Source organism: Actinoplanes derwentensis (assembly GCF_900104725.1).
GTDB classification, from domain to species: domain Bacteria; phylum Actinomycetota; class Actinomycetes; order Mycobacteriales; family Micromonosporaceae; genus Actinoplanes; species Actinoplanes derwentensis.
Genome location: NZ_LT629758.1, coordinates 5,910,316 through 5,927,868, shown reverse-complemented (window position 1 = coordinate 5,927,868; position 17,553 = coordinate 5,910,316). Strand labels below are relative to the sequence as shown.

At 69.5% G+C, this 17,553-nt stretch carries 16 protein-coding genes and 1 tRNA gene; 7 read left to right on the top strand and 10 right to left on the bottom strand.

The genetic code is table 11. The annotated features are described in order from the left end of the window. Positions 1-70 precede the first annotated feature (70 nt). Positions 71-1,360: a PucR family transcriptional regulator gene (locus tag BLU81_RS26070; protein ID WP_373873296.1), complete on the bottom strand. Its 1,290-nt coding sequence runs from the start codon at positions 1,358-1,360 to the stop codon at positions 71-73. A gap of 207 nt (positions 1,361-1,567) precedes the next feature. Here BLU81_RS26070 and BLU81_RS26065 point away from each other — a divergent pair, with 207 nt between their 5' ends. Both BLU81_RS26065 and BLU81_RS26060 read left to right on the top strand, forming a co-directional pair. Further along, positions 1,568-1,789, top strand: a complete 222-nt coding sequence (locus BLU81_RS26065; protein WP_092557640.1) for a hypothetical protein — start codon at positions 1,568-1,570, stop codon at positions 1,787-1,789. 134 nt (positions 1,790-1,923) lie between these two features. After that, positions 1,924-2,526 carry a TetR/AcrR family transcriptional regulator gene (locus BLU81_RS26060; RefSeq protein WP_092547085.1) on the top strand — a complete coding sequence of 201 codons (603 nt, stop codon included), beginning with the start codon at positions 1,924-1,926 and terminating at the stop codon, positions 2,524-2,526. Here BLU81_RS26060 and BLU81_RS26055 read toward each other — a convergent pair. The 3 genes from BLU81_RS26055 to BLU81_RS51630 form a co-directional block, all read right to left on the bottom strand. Then, entirely contained in the window at positions 2,507-3,178 is a 672-nt protein-coding gene (locus BLU81_RS26055; RefSeq protein WP_231953510.1) for a hypothetical protein, read from the bottom strand. The two genes, BLU81_RS26060 and BLU81_RS26055, sit on opposite strands and share 20 nt — an antisense overlap. Before the next feature lie 295 nt (positions 3,179-3,473). Beyond that, positions 3,474-4,880: a glutamate--tRNA ligase gene (gene gltX, locus BLU81_RS26050; RefSeq protein WP_092557636.1), complete on the bottom strand. Its 1,407-nt coding sequence runs from the start codon at positions 4,878-4,880 to the stop codon at positions 3,474-3,476. A gap of 44 nt (positions 4,881-4,924) precedes the next feature. After that, positions 4,925-7,045, bottom strand: a complete 2,121-nt coding sequence (locus BLU81_RS51630) for a methyl-accepting chemotaxis protein (RefSeq protein WP_092547084.1) — start codon at positions 7,043-7,045, stop codon at positions 4,925-4,927. A 107-nt stretch (positions 7,046-7,152) separates the two neighbouring features. On the opposite strand from BLU81_RS51630, the gene BLU81_RS26040 reads away from it, so the two are divergent. The 3 genes from BLU81_RS26040 (at position 7,153) to BLU81_RS26030 (ending at position 8,943) form a co-directional block, all read left to right on the top strand. Further along, on the top strand, positions 7,153-7,686 hold the full coding sequence (locus BLU81_RS26040; RefSeq protein ID WP_092547083.1) for a dihydrofolate reductase family protein: 534 nt from the start codon (positions 7,153-7,155) through the stop codon (positions 7,684-7,686). A gap of 493 nt (positions 7,687-8,179) precedes the next feature. Next, positions 8,180-8,638, top strand: a complete 459-nt coding sequence (locus BLU81_RS26035) for an AbrB/MazE/SpoVT family DNA-binding domain-containing protein (RefSeq protein WP_197685981.1) — start codon at positions 8,180-8,182, stop codon at positions 8,636-8,638. Then, a complete protein-coding gene (locus tag BLU81_RS26030; protein ID WP_092547081.1) occupies positions 8,635-8,943 on the top strand; it encodes a hypothetical protein in 309 nt (102 codons plus the stop codon). The genes BLU81_RS26035 and BLU81_RS26030 overlap by 4 nt, the downstream gene beginning before the upstream one ends. Positions 8,944-9,082: 139 nt before the next feature. Here BLU81_RS26030 and BLU81_RS26025 read toward each other — a convergent pair. The 4 genes from BLU81_RS26025 to BLU81_RS26010 all read right to left on the bottom strand — a co-directional run bounded on the left by BLU81_RS26025 (position 9,083) and on the right by BLU81_RS26010 (position 12,588). After that, positions 9,083-9,157 (bottom strand) — tRNA-Val (locus BLU81_RS26025). A gap of 29 nt (positions 9,158-9,186) precedes the next feature. Beyond that, a complete protein-coding gene (locus BLU81_RS26020) occupies positions 9,187-9,666 on the bottom strand; it encodes a peroxiredoxin (protein ID WP_092547080.1) in 480 nt (159 codons plus the stop codon). A 141-nt stretch (positions 9,667-9,807) separates the two neighbouring features. Continuing rightward, entirely contained in the window at positions 9,808-10,239 is a 432-nt protein-coding gene (locus BLU81_RS26015) for a DUF3052 domain-containing protein (protein WP_092547079.1), read from the bottom strand. 102 nt (positions 10,240-10,341) lie between these two features. After that, positions 10,342-12,588, bottom strand: coding sequence for a transketolase C-terminal domain-containing protein (locus tag BLU81_RS26010; RefSeq protein WP_092547078.1), 2,247 nt, complete (start codon positions 12,586-12,588; stop codon positions 10,342-10,344). Between the two features lie 187 nt (positions 12,589-12,775). On the opposite strand from BLU81_RS26010, the gene BLU81_RS26005 reads away from it, so the two are divergent. Beyond that, complete coding sequence (locus BLU81_RS26005; protein ID WP_092547077.1) at positions 12,776-13,180, top strand: YjbQ family protein; 405 nt, start codon at positions 12,776-12,778, stop codon at positions 13,178-13,180. Between the two features lie 435 nt (positions 13,181-13,615). On the opposite strand, the gene BLU81_RS48595 is transcribed toward BLU81_RS26005, so the two are convergent. Continuing rightward, positions 13,616-13,765 carry a hypothetical protein gene (locus BLU81_RS48595; protein ID WP_157751786.1) on the bottom strand — a complete coding sequence of 50 codons (150 nt, stop codon included), beginning with the start codon at positions 13,763-13,765 and terminating at the stop codon, positions 13,616-13,618. Beyond that, a complete protein-coding gene (locus BLU81_RS26000) occupies positions 13,759-14,415 on the bottom strand; it encodes a TetR/AcrR family transcriptional regulator (protein WP_092547076.1) in 657 nt (218 codons plus the stop codon). The genes BLU81_RS48595 and BLU81_RS26000 overlap by 7 nt, the downstream gene beginning before the upstream one ends. Before the next feature lie 254 nt (positions 14,416-14,669). Between BLU81_RS26000 and aceE the strand changes: the two genes are divergently transcribed. Then, positions 14,670-17,408 (top strand): pyruvate dehydrogenase (acetyl-transferring), homodimeric type, encoded by a 2,739-nt coding sequence (gene aceE, locus BLU81_RS25995; protein ID WP_092547075.1) that lies wholly within the window; start codon positions 14,670-14,672, stop codon positions 17,406-17,408. Positions 17,409-17,553 lie beyond the last annotated feature (145 nt).

Here is a 17,553-nt window from a genome sequence, read left to right as displayed (position 1 = left end):
GGTGTGGACTTGGGTAACTTACGCACCATTTATGCTGGCTGGTGGTGTGGCGGATGGTGAGAGATCCCGCTCACGTAGCCGGGTCGAGGCGCCCCACAGTCAGGGCGATTCGCAGCGCGAAGGCGTCCCGGCCGTCCAGCGGGGAGAGCGCGGTGACCTCGGCGACCCGGCGCAGACGGTAACGGACCGTGTTCGGATGGACGTAGAGCTCCCGGGCCGCGCTCTCCAGCACGCCCCCCGAGGCGAAGAAGGCGTCCAGGGTCTCCAGCAGTCCACTCCCGGCCCGGGTCAGCGCACCGAAGACGTCGTGCCGGAGCCGGCGCCGGGCGTCCATGTCACCGGAGAGCACCCGCTCGGGCAGCAGATCGTCGGCGGCCACCGGGGACGGCGCCCCGGGCCAGGCCTGCGCCGCCCGGAACCCGGCCAGGGCGGCGCGCGCCGACTCGGTGGCCTGGTCCAGTGAGGGGACCGCGGGCCCGACCACGACCGGGCCCTCGCCGAACGCGGAGCCGAGCGCGGTCGCGGCGGCGACCGGGTCGGTGGCCCCGCCGATCACCACCACCAGCCGGTCACCGTGCACCCCGCCGATCACCTCGAGCCGGGAGCGGCGGGCGGCCCGGTAGACCGCGTGCAGCACCGCGCTGATGTCGCCACCGGGGGAACGGCCCACCACGACCGCGACCGGGGGTGCGTCCGCCCAGCCCAGGGCGGCGGCCCGGCTGGCCAGCACGTCGGAGGAGTCGCCGCGCAGCAGGGCGTCCACGAGCAGCGCCTGCAGGCGGGCGTCCCAGGCGCCGCGGGACTCGGCGGCCCGCGCGTAGACCCGGGCGGCCGAGAAGGCGATCTCCCGGGAGAACCGCAGGATCGCCTGGATCAGCGCCTCGTGCTCGCCGTCTTCGGCGAACCCGGGTACCTCGGCCTCGGCGACGTCGATCGTCGCTTTGATCAGCTGCACGGTGTGGGTCAGCGTGATGACCCGGGTCAGCGCCCGGGGCGCGGCGGCGAACACCTCGTCGGAGATCTCGGTGCTGGCCGCGACCGTGCCGCCGGAGCGGAGCCACTCGACCAGGGACCGGACGCCGGCTTGTGCGACGAGCATCACCCAGGACCGCTGATCGGCCGGGAGTGCCCGGAACCACGGCAGTGTCTCGTCCATCCGCGCCACCGCCGAGCTGGCCAGGGCGCCAGCGTGCCGCTCGATCCGGCGTAGCGTGCCCGGGAGCAGCGGTTTGGCCGGGGTGTCCGGACGGGCGGCCGCTGCCGGACCGGTGTCGGTGTCTGCCACGGGCTCAGGGTTGCACGCCGGTGCGGCCGTCCGGCATCCGGATGACAGGAGAGAAAGCACCGGACGCCGAGCGATTTAGGGGTTTTTATGACATTTGCCCGCTGTAGCGGTGCGCCTCTCCCGTGATTTCTGTCGGTGACCTGGCAAGGTGTCGGACGGCGGTCCGGGCGGGGGACGGGTCCTGTGGCGCGACGCGAGACAGGACCTCACACCGGGCGACGCGGTGCCGATGAGGAAGCGGTGCCGGAAGCCGGTGCCGAGGGCACGGATCGAGGAGGCGAGATGATGGAACGGGACGACGCGTTCGCGCGTACCGACAGGGATCCCGCCGTCGACGACCCGGCAGTGTCGCCGGCCGACGAGGAGCCGGTGGCCGAGACCGGCATGGGACGGGTCGGTTGCCGTACCGACCTGCGGGGCTGGGCTGGCGCCCACCTGCACGGCGCGGTCCGCCCGCGCCGCCGCGCCGCCGGCCGAGGCCGTCCGCCGGGTCGCTGGTGCTGAGTCGGCCGGCCCGCACTGCCGGGCGGCGGCGAGACGTGGGGCCGGCGCCGGGCATCTCCCCGATCGGGTGAGTACGGGGTGGCTACGGGCGCGTTTCGCCCCCGTACGGCCGTCGCACTGGTCTGGTTGGGTCGGTGGATGACAAACGACGGCAGATCCTCGATCAGGCGCTGGCTCTGGTGGACGAGCGTGGGCTCGCGGCGATGTCGATGCGGGCCGTCGCGGAACGGGTCGGGCTCACCTCGATGGCGCTCTACCCGTACGTCGGAGGTAAGGACGCACTGCTCGACGGCCTCGTCGACCTCCTGCACCTGGAACTGGGCGTCGCCGTGGGCGGCGATCCGGCGGACATCGACTGGCAGCACCGCCTGTGCGCGGTCGGCCGGGCGGTCCGCTCGCTGGCCCGCGCCCACCCCAGTGCCTTCCCGCTGCTGCTGAACCGCTCGGCGGCCGGCCCGGCGGCGGCTTGGCTGGCCGGGGCACTGCAGGGCATCCTCGCCGACGCCGGGGTGCCCGGCTCCGAAGTGATCCGGACTGCCCGGCTGATCTGCGCGTTCCTGCTCGGTTACACGACCGGTGAGGTCACCGGCGGCCTGCCCGGATCGAACCCGGAAACGCTTGAGGGCGCCGCCGAGTTCGATGCCGACCTGGAGGATCTGGTCCGCCTGGTCGAGAACACGGCGGCGCCCTCGCGGAACGCCGAACAGCCGGAGAGTGTCAGACCCGCCGGCGGATGAGGAACGCCATCCCGGCCAGCCCGGTCAGGATGACCAGCAGGATCGCTCCGTTGAGCAGGAACAACTGCCGGAACTCACCGAACGCCTGGGTGACCTCGGTCATCGCGTTGGCGTCGTCCGCGGCCAGATCGGTCCCGACGCCGCCGCCGATGCCGTTGCTCACGACGTCAGGCTTGCCGTCCACCGGTGCGCCGCTGAGTCGCAGCGCCTCCGGCATCGAGAGCCGGCCGTAGAACCAGCCCTCCGGCTTCTTGCCGCCCGGCTGTTTGGCCGGGCGATGTGCCCGCGGGCCACCGGCGGCCAGCGGGTAGAGGTGGTAGACCTGATTCGGTGCGTCCTTCACCAGGAGCGTCACCGTGTACTTCGGGCCGAGCTTCGCCGCTTTCGGAGCCGACGTCGACGACGAGGTCGACGATGACGCCGTAGCCAGCCAGTTGACCTCACTCATCAACATCTGGAAAAGCTTCGGCCGATCCTCCTGCCGGACCACGATCGCCTCGGCGACGTCCGCGCCGGCAATCGAGACCGCGGTCGGCTTCGGTGCCGCCTTCGGCGCTGCATGAGCGGCCGGAGCCGCCCCGAACGACAACGCCAGAGCCACGGCCGCAGCCGCAGTCGCCGACACCAGCCTGTGGAACGTCCCCCGCACCATCCGACCTCCCCGCCCGTGGATGGACCCACACAAGTCGCTGCTCTGCCCGGTGGTGGAACCGCGCAAACCGCCCATGCCTCCAGACTTCCCCGACACAGGCCCGCCCGCAATGTGAGGCGGGGTGAATGGGAACCATGTGAGAGAAGGCCGTGAAGACGGAACCGGCCGTGAATCAGCGGCCGAATAGTACCGACCCCCCGCAAACGGCGGACCGGTGGTCACCCTGGTGACGGAGCGCATCGCCGCCGTCGACGACCGGCTATGAACAGCGGGCCGTCGACAGCGGCAAAGCTACTCAGAGGCGGGCGCGAGCTGCGGAGATCCTAGCCAGCGTACGGTCCCGGCCGAGCAGTTCGATAGACTCGAAAAGCGGGAGCCCGATCGTCCGACCGGTCACCGCCACCCGTACCGGCGCCTGGGTCTTACCCAATTTGAGACCTCGCGCCTCGCCGACCGCCTCGAGTGCGGCCTTCAAAGACTCCGCGGTCCAGTCCGGGAGCGCGCCGAAGGCGGCCGCCGCGCCGTCCAGGATGTCCGCCGCGCCCTCCTTCATCGCTTTCGCCCACGACGTCTCATCTCGCACCGGCTCGTCGAGGAAGAGGAAGTCGACGTTCTCCACGATCTCGGCGAGCACCGCGATCCGGGTCTGAGCCAGCGGGGCGATGGTGGCGAAGACCTCGGTGTCGAACTTCTCCGGGTCCCACGACGGCGCCGGGATGGTCTCGGTGCCGGTCAGCCACGGCGCGCAGACCTGGGTGAACTCGCTGACCGAGAGGGCCCGGATGTACTCCCCGTTGAACGCCCGCAGCTTCTTCACGTCGAAGAAGGCGGGGGCGTGGTTGACCTCTTCGAGGTGGAACTCCTCCTCGATCACCGACCACGGGACGATCTCGCGGTCCCCGGACGGCGCCCAGCCGAGCAGCAACAGGTAGTTGCGCATGGCGGCGGCCAGATAACCCTCGTCCCGGTACGACTCCAGGGCCACCTTGTCCCGCCGCTTCGACAGTTTCTGCCGTTTCTCGTTCACGATCACCGGCACGTGGCCCCACACCGGCGGGGTGTGGCCCAGGGCCTCCCACAGCAGCTGCTGCTTCGGGGTGTTCGGCAGGTGCTCCTCGGCGCGGAACACGTGGTTGATCCCCATGCTCATGTCATCGACCACGTTGGCCAGCAGGAACACCGCCGAACCGTCCGAGCGGGCGATGACGAAGTCCTCGATCAGCTTGTTCTCGAACGTGGGCTTGCCACGGACCAGGTCCACCACCACGGTCTCGCCCTCGTCGGGCGTGCGGAACCGCAGCGCGCGGCCCTCGCCCGACTCGAGCCCCCGGTCCCGGCAGAAGCCGTCGTAACCGGAGTGCTTGTTGCCGGACCGGGCCAGCACGTCGTCACGGGTGCAGTCGCAGTAGTACGCCTTGCCCTCGCCGTACAGCCGGGTGGCCGCGGCGGTGTGGTCGGCAGCGTACGAGGACTGGTAGTAGGGGCCTTCGTACGACCCGCGCTCGATGCCGATCCAGTCGAGCGCGGCGAGGATGCCCTCGGTCCATTCGGGTTTGTTACGGGCCGCGTCGGTGTCCTCGATCCGGAGCACGAAGACGCCGCCGTGCTGCTGGGCGTAGATCCAGTTCTGCAGCGCCGTGCGGGCGCCGCCGACGTGGAACATGCCGGTGGGAGAGGGGGCGAAGCGTACGCGAACAGTCACCACACCAGCGTACCGACGACCCGAACCGGATTACGCCCCGCCCGCTATCGGACCGTGAACCGCCCGACCAGGTCGGTGAGCCGGTGCGCGGTGGCGGTCAGCTCGTCGGCTGCCCGGTGCGACGTCGCCACCGACTCGCGGGTGCTCTGCACCGCCCCGCTCACCGTGCCGATGCCGTCGGCGATGTCCCGGCTGCCGCCGGCCGCCTCGGAGATGTTGCGGGCCATCTCGGCGGTGGTGGCCGCCTGCTCCTCGACCGCCGCCGCGATGGCCGTCTGGTAGTCGTTGACCTGGCCGATCCGCTCGGTGATGGCATCGATGGCCTGGACCGCGCGCGCGGTGTCGGCGTTGATCGCGGCCACCCGCGCGGTGACGTCCTCGGTCGCCCGGGCGGTCTCCTGGGCCAGTTCCTTGACCTCACCGGCGACCACCGCGAAGCCCTTGCCGGTCTCCCCGGCGCGAGCCGCCTCGATGGTCGCGTTCAGGGCCAGCAGGTTGGTCTGCTCGGCGATGGTGGCGATCAGCTGCACCACGTCGGTGATCTTCGCGGTGGAAGCCCGCAGTTCGGCGATGACCCCGGCGGCGGCCGCGGTCAGGCCGACCCCGTCCCGGCCGGCCTGCGCGGCCTCCTGGGCGTTGTGCGAGATCTCGCTGATCGACGCGCCCATCTCCTCGGCGCCGGCGGCCACGGTCTGCACCACGTGCGACACGGTCTCGGCCGAGGTGCTGACCGCCCCGGCCCGGTCAGCCGCGGTATCCGCCGCGGCCGACATCTCACCGCCGGTGGTGGTGACCCGCTGGGCGGTGCCGGCCACCTCGTCGGAGGCAGTGGTCACCTCCTGCATCACCGAGCGCAACTCGGCGACGGCGGTGTTCAGCGCGATGCCGGCCTCACCGATCTCGTCGGAACCCTTGTCGTCGACCCGCACGGTGAGATCGTGGTTGGCGAGGCGCTGCAGTGCCCCGGTCAGCCCCGCCATCCGGCGGGAGATCCGGGAAGCCTGCAGGTACGCCAGCGCCGCCCCGGCCACGGCCAGCAGCAGCCCGGCGATCATGAACCACTGCAGCATCGTGGAGCGCCCGTCCCGGACCACGGTCACCGCGGTCGCGGCGTCGGCGTCGTAACCGCCCACGGTCACCGCCCACTGGTACGGCGCGTAGAAGGCGACCGAGGTGGTGGTGTCACCGGCCGGGGCACCCGCGGCGCCGGCCAGCTGATACTTGGACTGCCACGTACTGCCGTCGGTGAGTTCCGGCGCCTTGGTGACGATCTCCTCGACGTAACGGGTGCCGTCGGCGTCGGTGGCGTCCAGAGCGGTCTGGCCGACCAGGTCCGCCAGGTTGGAGGCGACGATCCGGCCGCGGTCCGCGGTCGCGGTGCTGAAGACGGCGACCCAGCCGTTCGTCTGGATCTTCGTCTCGCTGATCGCCGTGGTGAGCGTGGACAGTGCGTCGGCCTGCGGCACACCGACGAAGAGCGCGCCGATCACCGCGCCGGACGAGTTCTTGATCGGCTCGTACACGGTGATGTAGGGGGTGCCGACGACGACCGCGACGCCCCGGTACGTCTTCCCGGCCAGGATCGCGGCGGCGACCGCGTTGGCCTTACCGTCCGCACTGGCCGGAATGTAGGTGCCGATGGCCCGGGTGCCCTTCGCGGACTTGACGGTCGTGCCGACCCGCAGCAGGTCGCCGGCCGTGTTCATCCGCTGGAAGACCGTGACGTCGGCCCCGGACAACTCCTTGGCGTCGTCGACGAACGTGGTGGCCTTCTTCAGGTCGGTGTTCTGCCCCAGCCAGTCGCCGCCGATCTCGATCCGGGGCAGAGTGACCTTGGTCGCCTCCTGGGTGACCTGGTTGGTGGCCGTCCAGCTGACCCGTCCGCTCGCGGTTCGCATCCCGCCACTCTGCGAGAGGAACGCCGAAGCACTGCTCATGCTCTTGTCGACGCCCTCCTGCACCTCGTCACCGACGGTCTTGACGAGGGCACTGACGTCGGAGGCGCTCTGCCCGAGGGCGGCCTGATTCTGCCGGAGCACCTCCTTCTCGGTGCTGTCGGCGAACCTGCTGCTCTGCCAGGCGCCCACGGCGACGAGTACGACAGCCGTGATCAGCACGCTACCGAGACCGAGGAGGAGGAGTTTGTGACTGATGCGAAATCCCACGAACCACTCATCGGCGGGAAATGACCGGATTTGAGAAGACCGGTCCCGCGACTCCGCCCGTCGGCGGCTCGTTGCGGGGGAAACGACGACAGACAGGGGTGAGGGCGATGGGCAAGATCGTTGCGGTGGAGTACGTGACCCTCGACGGCGTGTTCGAGGAGCCGGTCTGGAGCGGGCCGTACTTCAATGAGGAACTCGGCGCGTGGCAGGACGCCAACCTTCAGGAAGCCGACGCACTGCTGCTCGGGCGCAAGACGTACGAGGGTTTCAAAGCGGCCTGGCCACAGATGGAAGCCGAGACCGGGCACTTCGGCGTGAAGATGAACGCGATGCCGAAACACGTGGCCACCACCACACTCACCGAGCCGGAGTGGAACGCCACCTTCCTGCCGGGCGAGGTGGCCACCGCGGTGACCGAACTCAAAGCCACCGCCGGCACCCTGCTGATCAACGGAAGCGGCACCTTGGTCAACTACTTGACCAGACACAACCTGATCGACGAGTACCGCCTGATGATCTACCCAGTGGTGGTGGGCGAGGGCACCCACCTATGGGAACCAGGCACCCGCCTGGCCCTGACCCACCAGGGCAGCTGGCGCTCCGCAACAGGGGTAGAGGTAATCACCTACGTCCCAGCCTGAAAGGCAGGACCGCCCACAGTGACCACCGCGATGCGGGGTTTCCGCGGGCTCGGCCCCCGGTTCGCGCTTTCTGCGGACCGGGGACCCCGACACTCGTGGGCGCGGCAGGTTTCGAACCTGCGACCCCTCGCTTGTAAGTTCAGCGAAGGAACGTTCGGCAAGGTCCATAACAGTCCGCGAGCAGCACCGATCCACCCTGTCGGACGCACTCGGACGAAGCCGTACGCGACTGAACGAGACGGCGGCTGAGACGATTCGCACCTCGCTGAGGATCCTCGATGTGCGGCAGGGCCCAGATCGACAGAGCTCGCCGCTGATTCAGTCGGCCGTTTCCCGGCCCTCGCGGCCCCTCTGGAGCACGCCTCACCACTACTAACGCACGATTGACAACGAAAGTCCGATGACAAACGATCTGCGACTATCGCTGGCGCTCTAAAGCTGCATTGCAGCAATGCTGCTTGGCGGTACCGTGTGACTCCCGCATACTCGTCGTATGGAGGAGACACCTGACAACGCCGGGACCAGCCGACCGTCACGAGCCGCATCGAGCAAGAAGTCCGCGAGGTCCTCCACCAGCGGCCGGGCCGGCAACAGGGCTGTTCGCCGGACCGTGAAGAACCTTGCCGACGCCTCATCTGCGCCTGAGCCTGTGACGACGCATTCATTCCACGGGTTCGTCTCCGTCCAGTCACGTGGCACCGTCGCCCTGCCTCCGGTGCTACGCAAGCGCTACGGCCTTGACAAACCGGGCTCCCAGGTCGAGATCACCGAGCGCAGCGACGGCGTCCTGGAACTTCGCCCAGCCATAGCCGTACCCGCAAGCCAGGCATGGTTCTGGGCTGAGGGTTGGCAGGAGGGCGAACGGCGCGCGGACGCCGACATCGCCGCCGGCCGCACCACCACATACGACAACGTCGACGACTTCATGGACAGCTTGGACATCGACGAGTGAAGTTCGACAAGACGGATGAGTTCGCTGCCGACTGGAAATCCATGCCGATCGACCATCGGCGCATCTTCCGCTCCCTCATGCCCGTTTTCAACGCGGCATGCGCGGCATACATAAGCGATTCCGGGCGGCAATGGCCCGCGAGCCTGCGGGTCAAGCCGATGATCAATACGAACGGCCTCTGGGAGATGACCTGGTCATTCTCAGGACCCGACGGTCGTGCGACATTCGAGTTCGTTCAGATCGACGGCGAAACAGCAGTCAGATGGCGGCGTATCGGCCGGCACGGAATTTACCAAAACCCCTAGTCTCGATAAATGCCGACAGAAAGCTCGCCAGCGAGGACCCCCTCCGGTTTGAAAACACGGAAGGCGAGTTGTGTCCAACCACCGGACGTACCGGCCCCTCATCTGCTGATCATGACGTTTCCGCAGATGAGGGCCCGTTTGGTGGGCGCGGCAGGTTTCGAACCTGCGACCCCTCGCTTGTAAGGCGAGTGCTCTCCCACTGAGCTACGCGCCCGATCTCCAGTGAAGACCGGAGCCGTCATCCTACCCTGTCGCTGATCGCCGGCCGATGGTGGCGAGGGCGGTGCGCCAGGTGGTCTGGTCGCGGGTCTCGCCGGGGCCGGTCATCTCGGTGAACCGGATGGTGCCGGTCTCGTCGATGAGGAAGGTGCCGCGGTTGGCGATGCCGCGTTCGTCGTCGAAGACGCCGTAGGCGGTCGCGACCGCCCCGTGTGGCCAGAAGTCGGCCAGCAGCGGGAAGTCGTAGCCTTCCTGGCCGGCCCAGATCTTGTGGCTGTAGACCGAGTCCACGCTGACGGTGAGCACCTGGAGGTGGTCGCTCGTGTATTCGGCGAGGTTCTCCTGGATCTCGGTCAGTTCGCCCTGGCAGCGGCTGGTGAACGCCAAGGGGTAGAACACCAGCAGGACCGCTTTGCGACCGTGGAAGTCGCTGAGGCGGACCTCCTGGTTGTTCTGGTCCTTCAGGACGAAGTCGGGGGCCCGGGCTCCCACGTCGATCGGCATCCGCCAAGAGTAGGCCCTGCCCGGCGCCTCGCTGACGCATGAAGCTGACGCATGAAAGCGAGGCGCCGGACAGGGCCTGAGGCATACGATGACGGGCCGGTGCCTGCCCGGGGCACCGACCTGGGGTGAGGGGCCAGTGAGCTACTTCTTCTTGGCGCCCCGGGGGGTGACCAGGCGTGCGCCGGTCCAATCCTTGCCGGCGTTCACCGTCGAGGTCTGCTGTAGGCCCGCGGTGGGGGCCGACTCACTGATCTCGCTCGGTTCGACGTGTCCGTCACGCCCGGCTTTCGGGGTCAGCAGCCACACCACGCCGTTGTCGGCGAGAGGGCCGAGAGCATCGGTGAGAATTTCGAAAAGGTCACCGTCGCCGTCGCGGTACCAGAGCAGTACCGCGTCGACCACCTCATCGGTGTCCTCGTCGACCGTGTCACCGACGCGTTCGGTCAGGGCGTCACGGAGATCCTCGTCGACATCGTCGTCGTAGCCCATCTCCATGACCACCATGTTCGGCTCCAGGCCGAACCGGTCCGCCAGGCTACGTACGCCGTCGGCCTGACCCGCGGTCGCGCTCACTGTCCAAATCCTCCTAGCCGTCAAAGAAAAATCCCGGAACCTTTGGGGTAGTCCACACATTCCGGAGCCGGTGCGCAAGTGGCACACCGAGTGTGTGGCAATTTACCGTGCCAGCAGAGTGTGGGCACCCTGTGTGATGGCATCTTCTCCCACGAGGACGTGCTGGGCGGCGGGACCCAGCGGAACGGGTGCGTCGGCAGCCGCCACTCGCCGGACGGATCCGACAAATGCCCCATCGACCAGAGCGGCGAGCACTCCCTCACCGACACCACCGGAGCGCCTGGTCTCGTCCACGATCAGCACGCGACCGGTCACTCCGGCTTCACGCACCAGATCCGCGGTGGGCAGCGGGTTCAGCCATCTGAGGTCGACCACCCGGGAACCGTACCCGTCGGCGGCAAGTTGTGCCGCGACACGCAGCGACAACCGGACACCGTTGCCGTACGTCACGATCGTCAGGTCCTGGGCATTGCCGAGCCCGTAGGTGCGGGCCCGGCCGATCGGAACGTGATCCTCGGCCCATTCGCCGGGGGCCGGGTACGGGGCCAGCCACTCGTTGTCGCCTTGTTGATAGAGGTCCCTCGTCTGGTAGAGGGCGGCCGGTTCGAGGAAGACGCAGACGGTGCCGTCGACGGCCGCGGCGGCCAGGCAGGAGCGCAGCATCGGGGCGGCGTCGGCGGCGCGGGCCGGGACCGCCACGACGAGGCCGGGCACGTCCCGCAGGGCGGCCACGGTGTTCTCGTTGGCCAGGTGGCCGCCGACGCCGAAGGGCTGGGCGAGACCGGGCACCCGTAGCACCATCGGGTTGCGGTAGGCGCCGGCCGACAGGTGCCCCATGCCGGCCGCCTCGGCACGCAGCTGCTCCAGGCCGCCCCAGAGAGCCGCCAGGCCGTCCAACTCGGGAATCGGCAGCAGACCGGCCACTCCGGCCCCCAGGGCCAGTCCGAGGATCGTGGTGGTGTCCGGCGGGCTGTCGAAAACCCGAGCCGGCGGGTCGTCGAAAGCCGCTTGCAGGCCGGCGGTCACGCCGAACCGGCCGCCCCGGGTGGTGGCCGGCCCGAAGACCAGCACTCCAGGATCAGCGGCCAGGGCGTCGGTGAGGGTGGCGCCGATGGTCTGGGCCAGGGTCATCGGCCCGGCGTCCTCGGGCAGCCGCCCACCGAAGGCACGCTCCCGGTCGGGCGCCCCGGCGTCGAGGGCCCGCCCGGCGGCCTCGCTGACGGCGTTCGCGACCCGCAGCGGGCGGCGCGGCGCCAGCGTGGCGGCGATCTCACCGAGGGCGGCCAGTTTCGGCTCGCCGAGCACTTCCTCGGCGGCTTTGCGGACCTGCCAGCCCACCTCGTCGTAGCGGGTGATCACCTCGTCCGGCGTGTAGAGCCCGGCTTCGACGAGCAGCCGGGCGGTGACCGCGAGGGGGTCCCGGTCGAGGCTGCCTGGTTCCGGGTCGCCGGCCTGCCCGAGCAGGTGGACGGTGGACAGGTGCAGGACAGCGGGCCGGCGCTCGCCACGGACGAACTCCACCGCCTCGCTCGCCGCGTCGAACACCGAGGCCGGGTCGCAGCCGTCGGCGAACGAGTAGCGCAGTCCGGGGCGGCCGCGCAGCACCCGCGCGGTCCAGCCGTCCGGGTCGGGCCCGCCGGGCGTGTCGTCCTCGCACACCAGCAGCAGCGGCACCCGCTGGCCGGCGAATTCGAGCCGGCCGGCCATGTCCAGCCCGGAGATGCCGCCGGCCCGGCCGGGGGCGCCGTCGCCGAAGGAGGCGACCACGATCGCGTCGGCCGGCCACGGGGTGTCGCCGGGCCGGGTCAGCGCGTGGGCCAGGCCGGCCGCGCGGGGCAGGTGGCCGCCACCTCCGGCGAGGGCCGGGATCAGGTGCAGGGCCGGGTTGCCGAAGATCTTGTCGCGGCCGCCGGTGATCGGGTCGCGGACCGACGCGACCACGCCGCGCAGCACGTCGCGGGCGGCCTCTTCGAGGCGGCGGGCCCGGTCGGGGCCGGTGGTGGCGGGGGTGTTCGCCGCTCGTACGCAATAGAAGGCCGCCGAACGGTGATGCAGAAGGGCCGGGTCGTCGCCGCGCAGCACCGCCGCGACGGCGGCGTTGCCCTCGTGCCCGGACGAACCGGTGGTGTGGAAGCCCTCGTTGAAGCTGCGCAGCCAGCGCGCGGCGAGGTCGAGGTGGCGGCTGGTCAGCTGTGCGTCGAAGAGGTCCTTCGCCTGGGTCCCGGTCAGGGTGGTGCCGTCCCGGACCGGATCGCCGGGGGCGCGCCCGGAGTCCGGTGGCCGCAGGGCCGAGACCGCTTCGCGGAACCGCTCGTCGAGGCTTTGCGGGGTGGTCACGAGATTCAGCATTCCCGACGCGGGCCAGTAGTACCACTGCAGGAAAGTTCGATCTGCCACACACGACAGGTGACGTGGTGGTCTACTCAGAGACATGATCTTGCGGTACGCCGCTCTGCGCCTGTTGCAGAGCCTCGGCTGGGTGGCCGCCGCCACAGTGGTGTTCCTGCTGCTCGACCTGTACACATAGGCTCTGGCGATGCGTACCGAGTTGATCACCGTGCGGAGCGGCGGCTCTCCCGTGGTCGTGGACATCACCCCGGAGGCCGCGAAGTTCGTCCGGTCCGAAAAGGACGGTCTGCTGCACGTCTTCGTCCCGCACGCGACCGCCGGACTGGCCATCATCGAGACCGGAGCCGGTTCCGACGACGACCTGCTGACCGCGATCGACGACCTGCTGCCGACCGCGGACAAGTGGCAGCACCGGCACGGGTCCCGGGGGCACGGCCGCGATCACGTCCTGCCGGCGTGGATCCCGCCGTACGCCACGCTCCCGGTGATCGGCGGCGAGATCGCCCTCGGCACCTGGCAGTCGATCTGCCTGGTGGACCCGAACGGCGACAACCCGATCCGCCAGGTCAGGTTCTCGTTCCTGAAAGGGTGATCACGGTCCGCGCCACGCCGGGTGGGGTGGATGACGGCGGTGCGGACGCCGTCCTCGGCGGGGCTCGCGGTGAGGTGCGCGGCGAGCGGTCCGCCGCTGGTCACCGATGCGAGACCGATTGCGGCGGTACGATCCTCAGCCGCGTGGTCCGTGATCGCCGGAACCCAGGTCGCGTCGCCCGGTTCGGTCCCGGCCCGCCAGGTCAGCAGATACCGCGGTGCGTCCAGCACGGTCGCGCCCACGACCGCCGGGAGCACCGTCGCGCCGTCGTGGTCGAACCCGTACCCGGGCGGCCCGCCCGCTCCGGTGATCACCTGCCGGGCGTACTCCACCACGCTGGTGTGCCGGACCCGGCGGAACAGCAGTTCGGCGAGGAGCCGCTCGCGCGCCTGCGGACCACGGGCGGCCCGGCCGGGAAACCGATCGGCTGCGCCGTCAGCCGGGCCAGCGCCTGTTCGCCCAGCCGGCCAGTGCGGCGCCGATCGCGGCCGCCTGCGCGGCGAACTCGCCGGCGCTCTCCGGCAGTGGCAGGGACGTCTCCCGCCCGGTGGTCGCGAGAGTGGCCCGGATCTGGGTGTTCAGCACCGCCGGATCGAATCCGGTGACGGCGTCGGCGACACCCTGGAGCAGTGGTTCGAGGGTGGCCGCGAACTGTTCCGTTCCAGGGTCGACAGCGCGACCTCCAGATGCCCGGCGAGCACCCGCTCGTCCGGGATCACCTTGCTGCTGATCAGTAATCCGTTGAGGAAGGTCACCAGGAAGCCGGCCAGGTCCGCCGGATCGTGCCGGGTGGTGATCTCGCCCCGCCCGGCCGCCGTGGCGAGCAGGGCGGTCAGCGCGTCGGTGGAGGCGGTCATCGCGTCCCGGACGAACCGGCCGGTGGCGGCGTCGCCGGGCAGTCGCTCGGCCGCCGCGTTCACGAAGAGGCACCCGCGGCCCCCGCTGACGGTCGCGATCCGGACCCGCTCCAGCAGCATCGCCCGCAACACGGTGCGGACGTCGCCGCCGGTCTCCAGTTCGCCGAGCGCCGTGCTGGCCAGGCTGTCCCGGTAGTGCTCCAGGGCGGCCTGGTAGAGCCCGTCCTTGCTGCCGAAGGCCGCGTAGAGCGAGCCCTGCCCGACGCCGAGCCGCTCGGTCAGGTGCCGGACCGAGGTGGCCTCGTAACCACGCTCCCAGAACAGCTCCATGGCCTGCTCGACGGCCCGATCGGTGTCGAACTCCCGCAACCTGGCCATATTCGCACTCTAATCGGTTCTGGATCGATCGTTCAAGATTTTTTCGTGACGGCATTGTTTCAGCTGTTTTTCAACGTCTCCACAAAGTTACTGATCAGTACATGTGTCGCGCATCGCGAAGACCATGGGTAGGCGTGACGAGGCGCACGGCAAGGGGGCAGGATGGAGGCCTATTCCGAGCGATTCGCCACCAACTGGTTCCACAACGACCAGGGTCGCCCGGAGGTCCGACACTCACACCCAGAGGACTGCCTGTGGCCACGGAGCGCAAGCGCCCGGTGATCAGCGATGGCCTGCCGAGCCAGCTTCCTGACATCGACCCCGAGGAAACCAACGAGTGGGTCGAGTCGCTCAACGGAGTCATCGACGAACGAGGCGCCAAAAGAGCCCGTTATGTGATGTTGCGCCTGCTGGAGCGGGCCCGGGAGCGACAGGTCGGCGTTCCTCCACTGACATCCACGGACTACATCAACACCATCCCGCCGGAGCGTGAGCCCTGGTTCCCCGGCGACGAGTTCGTCGAGCGGCGGATCCGCGCCTACATCCGGTGGAACGCCGCGATGCTGGTGCACCGCGCGCAGCGCCCGGAGATCGGCGTCGGCGGTCACATCTCGACCTACGCGTCCAGCGCCAGCCTCTACGAGGTCGGCATGAACCACTTCTTCCGGGGCAAGGACCACCCGGGCGGTGGCGACCACATCTACTACCAGGGTCACGCCTCCCCGGGGATGTACGCGCGGGCCTACCTCGAAGGCCGGCTCACCACCCACCAGCTCGACGGTTTCCGCCAGGAGCTGTCGCACCCGGGTGGCGGTCTCCCGTCGTACCCGCACCCCCGCCTGATGCCGAACTTCTGGGAGTTCCCGACGGTCAGCATGGGCCTCGGCCCGCTGAACGCGATCTACCAGGCGCGGTACAACCGATACCTGCACAACCGCGGCATCAAGGACACCAGCCAGCAGAACGTCTGGGCGTTCCTCGGCGACGGCGAGATGGACGAGGTCGAGTCGCTCGGCGCGATCGGCCTGGCCGCCCGCGAGGAGCTGGACAACCTCACCTTCGTGATCAACTGCAACCTGCAGCGTCTCGACGGCCCGGTACGCGGCAACGGCAAGGTCATCCAGGAGCTGGAGTCGTTCTTCCGCGGCGCCGGCTGGAACGTGATCAAGGTCGTCTGGGGCCGCGAGTGGGACTCGCTGCTGGCCGCCGACACCGACGGCGCGCTGGTCAACCTGATGAACGTCACGCCCGACGGTGACTACCAGACCTACAAGGGCGAGTCCGGGGCGTACGTGCGCGAGCACTTCTTCGGCCGGGACCCGCGCACCCGCAAGCTCGTCGACCCGATGAGCGACGACGACATCTGGAACCTCAAGCGCGGCGGCCACGACTACCGCAAGCTCTACGCGGCCTACAAGGCGGCCACCGAGCACACCGGTCAGCCGACCGTGATCCTGGCGAAGACCGTCAAGGGCTGGACGCTGGGCTCGCACTTCGAGGCGCGCAACGCCACGCACCAGATGAAGAAGCTGACCCTGCCCGACCTCAAGGGCTTCCGGGACCGGCTCTACCTCGACATCAGCGACAAGCAGCTCGAGGAGAACCCGTACCTCCCGCCGTACTTCCACCCCGGTGAGAAGTCCGACGAGTACCAGTACATGGTCGAGCGCCGTCGTGAGCTGGGCGGGTCGATCCCGTCCCGGCGGACCAAGGCGAAGTCCCTGGCCATCCCGGACGCGAAAGCGTTCAGCGTGCTCAAGAGCGGCAGCGGCAAGCAGAAGATCGCCACCACGATGGCGTTCGTCCGCCTGCTCAAGGACCTGATGCGGGACAAGGAGTTCGGTTCCCGCTGGGTGCCGATCATCCCGGACGAGGCCCGCACCTTCGGCATGGACTCGCTCTTCCCGACCAAGAAGATCTACTCGCCGCACGGCCAGACCTACACCTCCGTGGACCGGGAGCTCTTCCTGTCCTACAAGGAGGCGACGAACGGCCAGATCCTGCACGAGGGCATCAACGAGGCCGGTTCGACCGCCAGCTTCATCGCCGCCGGTACGTCGTACGCGACGCACGACGAGCCGATGATCCCGCTGTACATCTTCTACTCGATGTTCGGGTTCCAGCGGACCGCCGACGAGCTGTGGGCGGCCGCCGACCAGATGACCCGGGGCTTCCTGCTCGGCGCCACCGCCGGCCGCACCACACTCAACGGTGAGGGCCTGCAGCACGAGGACGGGCACTCGCTGCTGATCGCGGCGACCAACCCGGCCGTGGTGTCCTACGACCCGGCGTTCGGGTACGAGATCGCGCACATCATGCAGGACGGCCTGCACCGGATGTACGGCGAGAAGCAGGAGAACATCTTCTACTACCTCACCATCTACAACGAGCCGGCGATCCAGCCCGCCGAGCCGGAAGGCCTTGACACCGAGGGCCTGCTCAAGGGCATCTACCGGTACAGCGAGAGCTCGCTCAAGGACGGACCGAAGGCGCAGCTGCTCGCCTCCGGCACCGGCATGCGCTGGGCGCTCAAGGCTCAGGAGCTGCTCGCCCAGGACTGGGGCGTCAGCGCCGACGTGTGGTCGGTCACGTCCTGGACCGAGCTGCGCCGGGACGCGATCGAGGCGGAGGAGCACAACCTGCTCCACCCGAGCGACGCCCCTCGCAAGCCGTACATCCAGCAGAAGCTGGAAGCGACCGAGGGCCCGTCGGTGGCGGTCAGCGACTGGATGCGGGCCGTGCCCGACCTGGTCAGCCGCTGGATCCCGAACGGGTACACCTCGCTCGGCACCGACGGCTTCGGCATGAGCGACACCCGGCACGCCCTGCGCCGCCACTTCCACGTGGACGGCGAGTCGGTGGCCGTGGCGACGCTGCGCCAGCTGGCGCTGAAGGGCCTGGTCCCGGCACACGTGCCGGGCGAGGCCGCCAAGAAGTACGCGATCGACGACGTCAACGCCGCCCCGGTGGGCGAGACCGGCGGCGACTCGTAGGACCGCACGGGAAAAGGGGGCCTTCGGGCCCCCTTTTCTCATTCCGGCGCTTGGACCGTGAGCGCAACCGGGGTGCAACGGGTGGGGACTCAAGTGGGGGAGCGGGGGGCCGATCTCACTGGCGTCCGGCGGGGAGACCCGGCGG